The organism is Bradyrhizobium sp. URHA0013 (genome assembly GCF_000518345.1).
Lineage (GTDB): Bacteria > Pseudomonadota > Alphaproteobacteria > Rhizobiales > Xanthobacteraceae > Bradyrhizobium.
Window position 1 is genome coordinate 91,447 of record NZ_JADK01000008.1, and the last position, 12,491, is coordinate 103,937.

At 63.4% G+C, this 12,491-nt stretch carries 13 protein-coding genes; 6 read left to right on the forward strand and 7 right to left on the reverse strand.

Annotation, left to right across the window (positions count from 1 at the left end; translation table 11 throughout):
• Positions 1-102 precede the first annotated feature (102 nt).
• The 3 genes from N551_RS0113170 to N551_RS0113180 all read left to right on the forward strand — a co-directional run bounded on the left by N551_RS0113170 (position 103) and on the right by N551_RS0113180 (position 4,169).
• A complete protein-coding gene (locus tag N551_RS0113170) occupies positions 103-816 on the forward strand; it encodes a DUF599 domain-containing protein (RefSeq protein WP_027567364.1) in 714 nt (237 codons plus the stop codon).
• A 1,038-nt stretch (positions 817-1,854) separates the two neighbouring features.
• Positions 1,855-3,120 carry a glycosyltransferase gene (locus N551_RS0113175; protein ID WP_027567365.1) on the forward strand — a complete coding sequence of 422 codons (1,266 nt, stop codon included), beginning with the start codon at positions 1,855-1,857 and terminating at the stop codon, positions 3,118-3,120.
• Positions 3,117-4,169: an HlyD family secretion protein gene (locus tag N551_RS0113180; protein ID WP_027567366.1), complete on the forward strand. Its 1,053-nt coding sequence runs from the start codon at positions 3,117-3,119 to the stop codon at positions 4,167-4,169. Before N551_RS0113175 ends, N551_RS0113180 begins: the two co-directional genes overlap by 4 nt.
• Positions 4,170-4,664: 495 nt before the next feature.
• Here N551_RS0113180 and N551_RS0113185 read toward each other — a convergent pair whose 3' ends face one another.
• The 4 genes from N551_RS0113185 to mgtE all read right to left on the reverse strand — a co-directional run bounded on the left by N551_RS0113185 (position 4,665) and on the right by mgtE (position 8,585).
• Positions 4,665-5,645 (reverse strand): hypothetical protein, encoded by a 981-nt coding sequence (locus N551_RS0113185; RefSeq protein WP_027567367.1) that lies wholly within the window; start codon positions 5,643-5,645, stop codon positions 4,665-4,667.
• Positions 5,646-5,694: 49 nt separating this feature from the next.
• The gene (locus tag N551_RS0113190; RefSeq protein WP_027567368.1) at positions 5,695-6,513 is read right to left on the reverse strand and encodes an aldo/keto reductase; all 819 of its coding nucleotides are present in this window, start codon (positions 6,511-6,513) and stop codon (positions 5,695-5,697) included.
• Positions 6,514-6,684: 171 nt separating this feature from the next.
• Positions 6,685-7,002, reverse strand: coding sequence for a DNA-binding transcriptional regulator (locus N551_RS0113195; protein ID WP_027567369.1), 318 nt, complete (start codon positions 7,000-7,002; stop codon positions 6,685-6,687).
• Between the two features lie 161 nt (positions 7,003-7,163).
• On the reverse strand, positions 7,164-8,585 hold the full coding sequence (mgtE, locus tag N551_RS0113200) for a magnesium transporter (protein WP_027567370.1): 1,422 nt from the start codon (positions 8,583-8,585) through the stop codon (positions 7,164-7,166).
• 83 nt (positions 8,586-8,668) lie between these two features.
• Here mgtE and N551_RS0113205 point away from each other — a divergent pair, with 83 nt between their 5' ends.
• Both N551_RS0113205 and N551_RS0113210 read left to right on the forward strand, forming a co-directional pair.
• Complete coding sequence (locus N551_RS0113205) at positions 8,669-9,475, forward strand: polysaccharide deacetylase family protein (RefSeq protein WP_155809663.1); 807 nt, start codon at positions 8,669-8,671, stop codon at positions 9,473-9,475.
• A 178-nt stretch (positions 9,476-9,653) separates the two neighbouring features.
• On the forward strand, positions 9,654-10,958 hold the full coding sequence (locus N551_RS0113210; RefSeq protein ID WP_027567372.1) for a polysaccharide deacetylase family protein: 1,305 nt from the start codon (positions 9,654-9,656) through the stop codon (positions 10,956-10,958).
• Positions 10,959-10,961: 3 nt separating this feature from the next.
• On the opposite strand, the gene N551_RS0113215 is transcribed toward N551_RS0113210, so the two are convergent.
• Positions 10,962-11,336, reverse strand: coding sequence for a hypothetical protein (locus tag N551_RS0113215; RefSeq protein ID WP_027567373.1), 375 nt, complete (start codon positions 11,334-11,336; stop codon positions 10,962-10,964).
• Positions 11,337-11,624: 288 nt separating this feature from the next.
• Here N551_RS0113215 and N551_RS38765 point away from each other — a divergent pair, with 288 nt between their 5' ends.
• The gene (locus N551_RS38765; RefSeq protein ID WP_007603214.1) at positions 11,625-11,882 is read left to right on the forward strand and encodes a hypothetical protein; all 258 of its coding nucleotides are present in this window, start codon (positions 11,625-11,627) and stop codon (positions 11,880-11,882) included.
• A gap of 22 nt (positions 11,883-11,904) precedes the next feature.
• Here N551_RS38765 and N551_RS0113225 read toward each other — a convergent pair whose 3' ends face one another.
• Together N551_RS0113225 and N551_RS0113230 are read right to left on the reverse strand one after the other, a co-directional pair.
• Positions 11,905-12,093, reverse strand: a complete 189-nt coding sequence (locus tag N551_RS0113225; RefSeq protein WP_027567374.1) for a hypothetical protein — start codon at positions 12,091-12,093, stop codon at positions 11,905-11,907.
• Between the two features lie 10 nt (positions 12,094-12,103).
• The gene (locus tag N551_RS0113230; RefSeq protein ID WP_027567375.1) at positions 12,104-12,433 is read right to left on the reverse strand and encodes a four-helix bundle copper-binding protein; all 330 of its coding nucleotides are present in this window, start codon (positions 12,431-12,433) and stop codon (positions 12,104-12,106) included.
• Positions 12,434-12,491 lie beyond the last annotated feature (58 nt).

Here is a 12,491-nt window from a genome sequence, read left to right on the forward strand (position 1 = left end):
GATACGCCCTTTAGCGAGCCGCTTTTAACGCCATCGCCTGCCGCCAATCAATCGTTGCTGCACCTCGCCATGCGTGGCAAGCGTTGCGATCAGGAGACACACATGAGCAGGCATTGGGTCGACATCACCGCCGTCGGCTTCTTCATCATCGAATGGCTGGTCTACGCGCTGACGCTGGAGCATTCGGCCTATGGCCGCGACAGCCTGTCGGCGCGCATGAACCGCTACCGCGAGGTGTGGGTGCGCCGGCTGCTCGACCGCGACGCGCGCATGGTCGACATGCAGATCATGGCCTCGCTGCAGAACGGCACCGCCTTCTTCGCCTCCACCAGCCTGATCGCGCTCGGCGGCGCGCTGGCGCTGCTGCACGCGACCAACGACGCGATCACGATCTTGAGCAAGCTGCCGATCGATCTCAGCACCTCGCCGGCCATGTGGGAGCTGAAATGCGTCGGCCTCGTCCTGATCTGCGTCTACGCCTTCTTCAAATTCGCATGGTCGTACCGCCTGTTCAACTATGTCGCGATCCTGTTCGGCGGCATGCCCGCGGCCTCGCAGCGTGACACGCCGGAGGCCGAAGCCCATGTGATCCGCACCTCGCGCCTGTTCGAATCCGCCGGCCGCCACTTCAACCGCGGCCAGCGCGCCTTCTTCTTCGCACTCGGCTATCTCGGCTGGTTCGTCAGCCCCTGGGTGTTGTTCGTGACCACGGCCGCCGTGGTGATCGTGACCTGGCGGCGGCAATTCGCCTCGAGCGCGTGGGAGGCAATGGCGCCGGAGGTGGTGGACGGCGAGGAGATGAGGCGCGGTCGTTGACGCGCTTGTGTCCCGGACGCGCTGCAGCGCTCTTGCGCTGCGTCCGGGGTACGAGGGCGGAGTGTGGCGGACAAGTCGCTGCGCTCGCATTGACGCAGTATGAGGCGGCAGCGCCACTTTTCCAGCTCGCATTTTGAGTTGCAGACATAGCTTCGCACTCTCGCGGCGCATTTCGCCCGTATCTTTGCCTGGTCACCTCCCCCTCTTATCCAAGGGCACAGGGAAGCCTGCGATCATAATCCTAAGCCGGCGTCTCGGCCTGTGCAGCGATTGCCTCATGGGAACTCCTGAAGTCGCTTTGATCTATCTCAATTCTCTGACTTGAGCGGGCATCAGTTTGAGGGAGTCGCGTCCATCGCTTCGCCGCGCCGGCCGGGCGGTTGGGCGCTTCCAGGGAGCTCGATATGATCAAGTCGCTCGGAATTGCCACGTCCGCCTTCTTCTTCGCAGTATCGGCTCAGGCGATGACACCTGCCCGATTTCACAGCCCGAAAGCCTGATTACGGAAGTCGCTGCTGCCTGCGGCGTCGGTAGGGCACGTATCAACGGCGTGTGCGTGGCACGGACCACCGTCCGGCATACCCGTCGGGCGGTTCGCAGATGTGTGAGAGGGACGACGTGCTGATTGGTTGTCCTCAAGGACAATACGCAGATTGGTGCGTCGCGATTAGAGTTCTGGAGTACCGACCCCAACGGTACATCGACGCCCCCACCGGCCTCAGTCTTTCCAGACTGAGGCCGTCTTGCGCCTGAAAGGTTGGACGGACCTGGTCACCTTGTGGGATTTATCGACGCGGGGAACAACTCCAACTGCAACGCTGATGCCGGCACGCCAACAATCAGCCTTTGAGAGCCGGTCATCGTCAACTGACGAAGCCGACGCTGCAGGTGAATAGCGCAAACACAAAAAGCAAATGTTTACGCAATTTACCACTCGACCATCAACGCGATGGTCTTCATTTTCTGGTCTGATAATTGCCTTGCGCACCTTGTTTGGTCGGATGCTCGGAGTGGTCCTGTCGTAGTGGAGGTGGCGGCATGTCCGAAATGGTCGAAGTGCTCGCCGGAACGAGTTTATTTCTACTCGCCTTCTCGCTGCTGATATTCGACATCCCCCGCTACACCTTATCGTTGGTGTCTCTTGCTCTGTTCAGCTCGAAGCGGCGAAGCGCCAGCGGGACGGTTTGCCAAGCGAGGGTAAGCGTGATTATCCCGACGTTCAACGGCGGCTCCGGGCTTGCTCCTTCGATCAGCTCGCTGCGCCGGCAAACCCTCCGACCTGTCGAAATCATCGTCGTCGACGACGGCTCCACCGACGAAACACGTGCGGTCGCGGAGCGGGCGAGAGCGCAGGGGCAGGTTGACATGGTCATCTGCCATGGGACGCGCTGCGGCCGCAGCGCCGCCATCAACGCTGCAGCACGGTTTGCCCGCGGCGATCTTCTCTTGACCGTAGATGCCGACACTGTCTTCGAACCGAACGCGGTTGAGCGCCTCGCGGCTGCGTTCAGCGATCCGCTCGTCGCCGGCGCAAGTTGCAGCATCGCGATCAGCAACGAGCGCGACTCGATATGGACAGGACTTCAAAGCGTCGAATACCTGATGTCGATCACCGCGGGGCGGTCGATCCTAGACGTGGTGGATGCGATCGCGTGTCTGTCCGGCGCCTGTTCCATGTATCGCCGGGATATTTTCGCGCAGCAGGGCGGGCTCGACGTCGGCCCGGGAGAGGATATGGAATACACCTTGCGGCTCCGCAGGCTCGGCTATGTCATTCGCTTCGTGTCCGACGCCTGGGCGGAAACAGCCGCCCCCGCAAGCGGCATAAGTCTGCTGCGCCAGCGCGCGCGCTGGGATCGCGATGCTCTGCGCATCCGTTTCATGATGTATGGCGAGCTGAGTTTTCGCCACCCGCTAGAGCGTTTACCGGACACAATCCAACGGCTGGACTTCATCGTCTTCGATCTCGTTCCGACGCTCAGCCTGCCATTCTACTTGGCCTACATTGTGCTGTTGTTCGGCTCGGATGCCGTGTTGTTTCTTTCGGCGATATACGTGCTGCTGCTCTGGATCTCGGTCTTCAATATGGCACTTGTGTTCGCCCTATTCCATCGATCCGTCGGAACCTTTGGCTGGAATATGGCGCTGATCTTTCCGCTTTACCAAGGCGTCTATCTGAAGTGCGCGCGGTTCTTTTCCTACTCTTCGGAAATCATCTTTGCCTCGTCGCGGAACGATGATTTCGTGCCGCCGCGCGTTCGCCGTGCACTATTCGGCGATCGGACGAAGGAAGTGGCCAAATGACCATCACGCTAACACGACTCGATCCCCATATCCCCGACCCCATCGAGAGCCGTCGGCGCGCGGCGGGACGGGCTGTCCGCGCCGCCTATGCGACAATCGTATTCGGCATACTCGCATTCTTTGTCGTCTATTTCGGGAGGCCAATTCTCTATCTCGGCGGGCCGGGCAGCGTGTCCTCACCAAGATATTTGATTTCACTGCCTTACATCGTGCAGATCAACAGCATCACCGTGCTGAGAGGTGCATCGGTCAAGGCCGGCGAAGAAATCGGAAGGGTTCGGTCTCCGCAGCACGATGAAATTGTCGCCACCTATATGCGCTCGCTCGCGGACATCGCCGGCCGCAGAGCGGAACTGCGTGTCAAGGCCCGGGTTGCGCGCGAATCTCTCGACGCGGCGCGCTCACATCTGCGGCTTGCTGAGGAAGCCGTCGAACTTATCGCAAACTCATCAGCCGCGAGCCTGAATTACCGTATAGACATGTCCCGGGAGCGCGCCTTGGCGAACAAAGCCGTGGTCTCGCAGGAGGCGGAAGCCGCCGAAGCCAGCACTCAATTGGCCGCTCTCGACGAATTCAGCCGGCAACTCGGTGATCGCCTCGAAAAGGTTGAAAGCAGCTTTGCAGATGGGAGAGTCTTCGCGCCCATAGCTGGCATAGTCGCGAACAATCCTGCGCGCGCCGGCCAATCGCTGGTGGCGGGCACTCCGATTGCAGAAATTCTCGACCCCACTGATGTCTTCGTCGACTGGTACGTTCCTAACGAACGCCTGTCCGATCCAAAAGTCGGCAACGAAGTGTTTGTCCTGTTCGGCAACCGGCGAATTCTGGGCGAGATCATTGAAATCCTGCCGGTGTCAGATGTGTACCCGGGACCGGGCTCGTCAGTGGCGCGCGAGCGTACCGCCTCGCAAATCGCGCGAATTAGGTTCAGCCCAGGCGCGCATCTCCCGGCGCTGAACTCGGCCGTCGACGTCCACATGCACTATACGCAACTCAGCGCGCGGATCGCTTCCGTGCTGGTGGGACTATTCGGGCTCGACGAGCTGTGAGAGGGAGCGAGGTGCAGCATGCAGATCGAAGGGACTCAAACGAATTGCCCGGCTTGCGGCTCATCCGCTCTGATCTCGTTTCCGGTATTCCACCACATGATCTGCGCCTACGTTGGTCCGGAGTATGACTTCGCACCAAGCATCGCGGGATATACGTGCCCGAAGTGCTGCCGCGACATTGTGTCGGCTGACCCAGCATGCGAGATCCTGGGCACTAGCGCGCGGTGCACAAGGTGTTGGGTTGAGATGGTGGTGTCCCCAGCGTGTGCTCCGGCTGGCTTGTAAGGACTAGCGGCGATCTCGGGCTTGTCCGTCGCCAGACGCAAAGTTGGACGTACGGTCATTCTATGCGCTGAGCAGCAAGTCCGGATGGAGCGCAGCGGCGTAATCCGGGAAGGTGCCGAATGCCGGGCGAGCGGCCCCGGATTACGCTTCGCTTCCGCCTTCGCTCTTAGAGCTACGGCGGACAAGCCATCCGGGCTACATGATGACCTGCTATCCGCCGAAATCCCGTGGGCTGAACGGCAGGTCCATCACCTTCCATTCCCCGTATTTGTCGGCCGGCAGCATCTTGTAGGGCTGGCAGGCCTGAAGCGCGCTCATGGCGGACTTCACAAGCGCCACGCCCTTCGCGGACGGCGGGGCTTCGATCAGGATCGGCTCGCGCGCCAGCGTGCCGTCGGTGGCGAGCACCGTGCGCAGCTTTATGTTGACGTTGTCGGTCGGCGCGACCCCCGCCGGCAGCTTGGCGCAGCTTCGCAAGTGACGGCGCAGCTCGGCGATGATTTCGGCCGGCAGCTTGGCCGCGATTGAATCCTTGGCATCGCCGCCATCGTCCTTGGGGGCGTCCTTCGGCAGCTCCGTCGGCAATTCCGGCGGCAGGCCCAGCATGACACCGTACTTGACGGTGACGTCGGGCTCCGGCGCCTGATAGAACGGGGGCGGCGCGGCCTCTGGCTGGGGCATCGCTTGCGGCAGGAGTTGCGGCGCCGGGGGCTGCGGCGTCGGGGGCTGCGGCATGGCCTGAGGCGGCGGCGACTGCGATGGCTGAGGCTGTGGCTGTTGAGGCTGCGGTTGCGTCTGCGTGTTTGCCTCGCGCTGCTGCTGAGGCGTCTGTGAAGGCTGTGGCTGTTCGGGCGAGGCCTGCTGCTTCGAGGACGGTGCTGCGGCCTGCTGCTTCGCCTCGGGCTTCGGCGCGGCGGCCGCCTTGTCCTTGTCGGTGAAATCCAGCTTCGGCAGTTTCAGGTCAGGGGTCGGCTCCGGCGGCTTCGCCTTAAGTTTTTCCTCGGCCTTCTCCTCGGCCTTGGCCTCCTCCTGCTTCACCTGCTCCGGCGTCACGATGCTGACGGAAACCGATTCGGGCGGGCTGGCGTGAAACGGATGGACTTCGCTGATCACGATGATCAGCGCGACCAGCGTCAGATGGGCGATTGCCGACGCTGCAATGTCCGTCCGTATGATCTTCCGCAGTTCCATCGCCTGACTTCAGGTTGCCAAGCTGGTCCTAGCATACGGCAGCCCCCTCTCAATCCCATTTTGGCGCGAAGCCGAAATCGGTCAGGCGGCCCTTGGGACTGGCCAGCGCGGCGATTTGGGCCATCTCGTCGTCCGAAAGCTCGAAATCGAAGATCTCGATGTTTTCCGACAGGCGTTCGACGCGCGAGGTGCGCGGGATCGCAGCGACATTCTGTTGCAGCAGCCAGCGCAGGCAGATCTGCGCCGGCGTCTTGTGATGCAGACGCCCGATCTCGGCGAGCGTCTGGTCGCTCTTGATCCGCCCCCTGGCGATCGGGCTGTAGGCGACCAGAGCGAGCCCGTGCTGATCGCAGGCCGCCCTCACCTTCGTCTGGTCGAGATAAGGGTGGTATTCGACCTGGTTGCAGGCCAGCGGCTCCGGCGACAACGCCACCGCCTGTTCGATCAGCGCCACGGTGAAATTGGAGACGCCGATGTGGCGGGTCAGGCCCATGCGCTTGGCATGCGACAGCGCGCCCAACGTCTCCTCCAGCGGCACGTGCGAATTGGGCCAGTGCAGCAGCAAGAGATCGACGGAGGGAAGCCGCATGCGCACCAGACTCTCCTTGACCGAGCGTTCGAGATCGTGGGGCGCGAAATGATTGGTCCAGACCTTCGTCGTCAGGAAGATGTCGTCGCGGCGCACGCCGGAGGCGCGCAGGCCGTCGCCGACCTCGCGCTCATTGTCGTAGACCTGTGCGGTATCGATGTGGCGATAGCCGAGCCGCAGTGCCTGCTCGACCACACGCGCGCACATGCGCCCGCTCAGCTCCCAGGTTCCCAACCCGATCGCCGGTATCCTTGCGCCATTGGTCTCGACGAACAGCATGAGGAATCCTCTCTGTCGCGGTCGCCCCAAATCATCATCCAGGCGTCATTATGAACCCGGCTGGCGACACTGCCAACGGGCGACGTCGGCGGCCGAGCCGGATCTTCGGCGCAATGCTAACGGGAGGTTCGCGCCAAGCCCTGACTCGAGCCATGACGTCAGGCTTTGAGCTCAGGCTTTGGCGAGCGCCTGGAACACGGTGTCGGGCGCATGCGCGATCACGGCGAGCAGCGCGCGGGCGGGTCCCCGCGGGGCCCGCTTGCCCTGCTCCCAGTTGCGGATGGTCTCGACGGGAACGCCGAGCTTGGCCGCGAACTCCATCTGCGTCAGGCAGGCGCGGCGGCGTAAATCGCGCACGGCGAGCGAGCTGGCTTCGGCGGGCGCTGCGTTGGGTACCGGCTGGATTGGAAATGGCTGGACCGGAAACTCCTGCCCGTCCCGCAACTCGACAATCCGTCCGTCCGCCTTCAGCCGCACACGCATGCTCATTCCCCCAAGCAAGGCGATGATGCGGCAGGCCGCTTAAGTTCGAATTAAAGATGATGGCCAGTAGCCCGGATGGAGCGCAGCGCAATCCGGGGCGTCTCTGGAGCCGATGCAGAGGCCCGGATTACGCTTCTCTCCATCCAGGCTACGGATTTCAATAGCTCCTACCTGAGCCCGAACCACAAGGTCGCGATTCCCAGGAAGGAGAAGAAGCCGACGACGTCGGTGACCGTTGTCACGAACGTGCCTGACGCCACCGCCGGATCGGCTCGCACACGTTCGAGTGCCATCGGGATCAGGATGCCGCCGAGCGCGCCGGCGAAGAGGTTCACGATGATCGCGAGTCCGATGACGATGCCAAGGCCCGGGATCCTGAACCAGGCCACCGCGGCGACGCCCGTGATCACGGCAAAGGCGAGACCGTTGACGAGGCCGACCAGACCCTCGCGCACCACGACGCGCCATGCATTAGAGGAGCCGAGCTCGCGCGTCGCCAGCGCGCGCACCGCGACCGTCATGGTCTGGGTCGCGGCATTGCCGCCCTGGCTCGCGACGATCGGCGCCAGCACGGCAAGCGCCACCATCTTCTCGAGCTGGCCCTCGAACAGGCCAAGCACGGAGGACGCCAGAAAGGCGGTGGCGAGATTGACCAGCAGCCAGTTGAACCGCGCGCGTGCAATGGTGAACACCGTGTCGGACAGCTCTTCGTCGCTGTTGACGCCGCCGAGCGCCTTGAGGTCCTCGTCCGCCTCTTCCTCGATGACGTCGACAACGTCGTCGACGGTGATGACGCCGACGAGGCGGTCCTGGGTGTCGAGCACGGGGGCTGCGACGAGGTTGTACTTGCCGAACATGCGGGCCACCTCCTCCTGGTCCTCCAGGACGGAGACGCGGCGGCGATCCTCGTCAGTCAGCTCGGCAAGCGCCACCGGGCGGCGGGCACGCAGCAGCACGTCGAGCGAGACCGCGCCCTGCCAGTGCTGCTCCTTGTCGACCACATAGATCTCGTAGAAGCGGTCGGGCAGATCCGGCGTCTCGCGCATGTAGTCGATCGCCTGTCCCACCGTGAAATCCTGCGGCACGGCAATGAACTCGGTCTGCATCCGGCGGCCGGCGGAGTTTTCCGGATAAAGCAGGCTGCGCTCGAGCACGACGCGCTCCTTGAGCGGCAGCTTCTCGAGAATCTCCTCCTGATCGGCCTGATCGAGCGTTTCCAGCAGCTCGACCGCGTCGTCGGATTCGAGCTCGCGCACACCTTCCGCGACCGTCTGCGGCGGCAGTTCCTCGAGGATCTCCTCGCGCACGCCCTCGTCGAGCTCGTTCAGCGCGGAGAAGTCGAAATCGCGCCCTGTCAGCTCGACCAGGCGGACCCGATCGTCTGGCTCGAGAGCCCCGATGAGATCGCCGAGATCGGCCTCGTGCAGCTCGGCAACGCAGGCGCGCAGCGCGGCGCTGTCGCCGGCCTCGATCGCATGGGCAATTTCCGCGACGAATTCGTGACGAATTTCGCCGTCTTCATTGCGCATCGGCACGTGGTCGAGTACCGATTCCGCGGCAGACGCGGCACCGTCCAGATGTTCATCCATGGCGCGCCTCGCCGTCCGACAGGTTGGAACGAGTGGTCTGAGCTGTTGGTTCAGGCAATACCCACAAGGCAACTCTGAGCGCAATGACAAAGATGCTTCGACTGAGGCGGACCTCGATGGCGGCCGGCGCAGCCCTCGCGGCCCTCACCGGCATCGCCTCGACTGAAGCCGCCGAGTGCCCGCGCAAGGACGCGCTCGGCACCTCCCGCATTCTGAGCGTCGACGCCAAGACCACGCCGCGCGTGGGCCTGAAGAGCTTTCCGCAGACGTTGGCCCTCGCCGATCACGAGGTCGTGCTGACCTTCGACGACGGACCGCATCCGCCGACGACCTCGAAGGTATTGGCGGCGCTGGCGCAGGAATGCGTGCGCGCGACTTTTTTCCTGATCGGCCTGCACGCCTCGGAACACCCCGACATGGTCAAGCGCATCGCCCGCGAGGGCCACAGCATCGGCCACCACACCTTCTCGCATCCGTTCATGGCGCGGATCCCGCTCGACAAGGCGAAGAGCGAGATCGACCGCGGCATTGCCGCCGACGAGATGGCGCTGCACGGCACGCCGACGACGACACCCTCGACGCCGTTCTTCCGGTTTCCCTATTTCGAAGCGACGCAAGCCGAGCTCGACCTGCTACAGTCCCGCGGCATCGTCGTGTTCGGGGCTGACCTGTGGGCCAGCGACTGGAACGAGATGACGCCGGAGCAGGAATTGAAGCTCGTCACCGAGCGGCTCGCCGCCGCCGGCAAGGGGATCATCCTGTTCCACGATCCCAAAGCGCGCACGGCCGCGATCATGCCGGCCTTCCTGCGGTATCTGAGGGAGAACGGCTATCGGGTGGTTCACGTCGTGCCGGCGGGCACATCGCAGAAGAGTGCCGACGCGCATTGATGCCGGAATGTCACGCCGGCGCAAAATGGGGTGATTTGGGCCCTATTAACAGTCTGTTCATGCTACGCCATGCAAGTATTGAGGGGACTTGCAACGGCAAAGGCTCTTGCGCCTGAACCGTTTGCTGATGTCTCCGACCTACTATGGCGGCAATCGCTTAAGAGGGCAGACGGGGTTCATGATCGGAAGTAGCGTTGTTGCTCGGACGCGATCGTGGATCGTCCTTTGCTTTGGCGGATTCCTCGGCGGATTTTTGGGTGTCCTGACCATCGGCTCGCCGGCCATTGCGGCCGACTGCCCCGGCCATCCGGACGCACTCGGGACCTCCCGCACGCTCGTGGTCGATCCGCACGAGCATCCCCGCATCGGCACCATGCAGTACCGCGAGACGCTGCCGCTGAAGGACCATGAAGTCGTCCTGACCTTCGACGACGGTCCGTTGCCGAAATATTCCAACCAGGTGCTGCAGATCCTCGCCGACGAGTGCATCAAGGCGACCTTCTTCATCATTGGCGAACAGGCCAAGGCGAACCCGGAAGGCGTGCGCAAGCTGGTCGCAGCGGGCCATACCGTCGGCACGCACAGCATGAACCATCCGCTCACAATGGACCGGATGCCGCTCGACAAGGCCGAGGCGCAAATCAATGGCGGCATCGAGTGGACGTCGGCAGCGATGACCGATCCGTCAAAGCTCGCTCCGTTCTTCCGCATTCCCGGCCTGATGCGCGCCGACGGCGTCGAGAACGTTCTGATCTCGCGCGGAATCCAGGTCTGGAGCGCCGATTTCCCGGCCGACGACTGGCGCCATGTGTCGTCCGATCGCGTCTATCAGCTCGCGATCCAGCGGCTTGAGGCCAAGGGCAAGGGCATCCTGCTGCTGCACGACATCCAGGCCCGCACGGTGGCGGCGCTGCCGAAGATCATCCGCGACCTCAAGGCGCGCGGCTATCGCATCGTGCACGTGGTGCCCGCGACCGCCGAGCAACCGGCGACGCCGACCACGCCGGTGGAATGGCTGCTGCATCCGCCGACCGAGACCACACCGATCGCGCGCTGGCCGGCCGTGCCGAACTTCGTGTTCGCGCAGACCAAGACGCTTTCGGCACCCTCGCTGGCCGACCTCAACGCACAGGCCGCGCACCAACCGCTGCTGCCGCACAAGACCATGGCGCTCGCCAATGTCGCGGCCACCCTGCCCGTGCCTGGCCGCGATCTCTTTGCGATCCCGGAAGGCTCGGTCGAGGTGCTGCTGTCGACGACCTTGTCGCGGCGCGCCGCGACGCGCCTGGCGATGGCAGCCGAGACGCCCCGCGCGGCCAAGAGCAAAGCCGGCAAGTCGCGCGCTCCCCGCACCGCGCACGCTGTTCATGGCACACCGAAGCATGCCGCAGAGGCCGAGGGCACTACCCCCAAGAGCACTGCGCCCAAGAGCGCCGCGCCGCGCCCGACCCGCGTGGCGAGCCTGAAGAAGCGCGCGCAGTAGAGCTTACTGTCGCATGATGTTGGCGACGCAGAGCAAGACGATCAGCGCCAGGAAGAACAGGTCCATATAGGACTTGACCTCGCCGTCTCGCCGCAGCCGGGCGACGTCAACCACGACCTGCCTGCGCGCGTTCGTTCCGCCCGCGCCGTCATTGATCGGCCCTTGCAGCCGCTTGGTCTCAGCCTCCAGCCGCTCGATCTTCTGGTAGAAGTAAAACGCCCGGAGCGTCGAAGCTGCGCGCATGCCGGTATAGACCAGCACCAGGATCGCGATGATCGCCCGGTTCTGGTACTTCTCCATGAAATTCAGGCTGAAATAGACCATCGCCATGAATGCGAAGTTGGTCACGAAGCGATAGACGAAGCTTAAAAAGACCATGCGGGCTCAAGCCTTGGAGGGTGGCGCAACCGGACCGTGTTGCAAATGCGGGAATCAGGAGCCCAGACCGGAACAGCCGGCCTGAATGCCATGCAGGCCCGTCTACGCCAACTTTGTTTCAACGAAGATACTATTGCCCCTGCAATGCCGCCTTTTAGCCACGTCCGGCCATAATGCAAGCCGGAGCAAGGCCGCCGGTGCCTTCCGCGCGCCTGTTGGCTGCAACGGCTCCTTGGAGATTTCGCGGAAGTCCCGATAGACTGGGGCCGCCACATGTGGGGTCTGCCGATGCCGAAGAAGGGAATCACCGGCCACGACGACTGGGTTCTGACCGAGGCGCTGGCGACTGCGCTGGTCGCGCTGGAGCAGCTCGACACCAAGCACCAGCCGAGCGCGCACATGGACGACATCCGCAAGATGCTCTCGAACGGCAAGGAGCCGGCGGCGGTGAGCCTGCATCTCGCCCAGGCCAAATGCCGGCTGTTTCCCGACCTCGATCCGCTGGAGATCTACCGGGAATACGGCATCGGCGAAGAGTATGGCTGAGAGCGCCGTTGACCGGCCGGACCTAAGGTCCGCCGGCGACAGATCCGGCGATCACCATGACCAACGCGGCCAAGTCGATCTTGCCGTTGACGATCAGCTCCTCCGAGGCTTTCGCGTCGTCCGCGCGTTCGACCTTCAGCAATTGCGGCCGGTTCGCCGCCTGCCGCTTCAGCTCCTCAACGATGGCTTCCGTGAGTTTCTCTTCCAGCATGGGCTTGTCCTCAGGCCGCCATCGCACGGCAGGATTGTGCGCAGGAGCGGCACATGGCGACGCACTCCTCCATGCCGCCGACCCGCTCGCAATCCTCGGCGCATTCGCTGCAGATTTCGGCGCATTCGCCGCATGTGTGCCGGTGATGCGGCGTGTTGATCAGCATGAAATGCGCCGCCGTCCGGCACATTTCGGCGCACGCCATCATCAGGCGGAAATGCTTGGGCTCGACGTGCTTGCCGCCGGTTTCGAGGCAATGGTTCATCGCAGTGCCGAGGCAGGTCTGATAGCAGCTCATGCAGAGCGCGATGCAGCGCGTCATGTCTTCGGATTGAGCCATCCGGTTTTCTCCAATGCTCGCCCCCTGCATGGGTCAACCAGTGGGATGTTGCGATCGT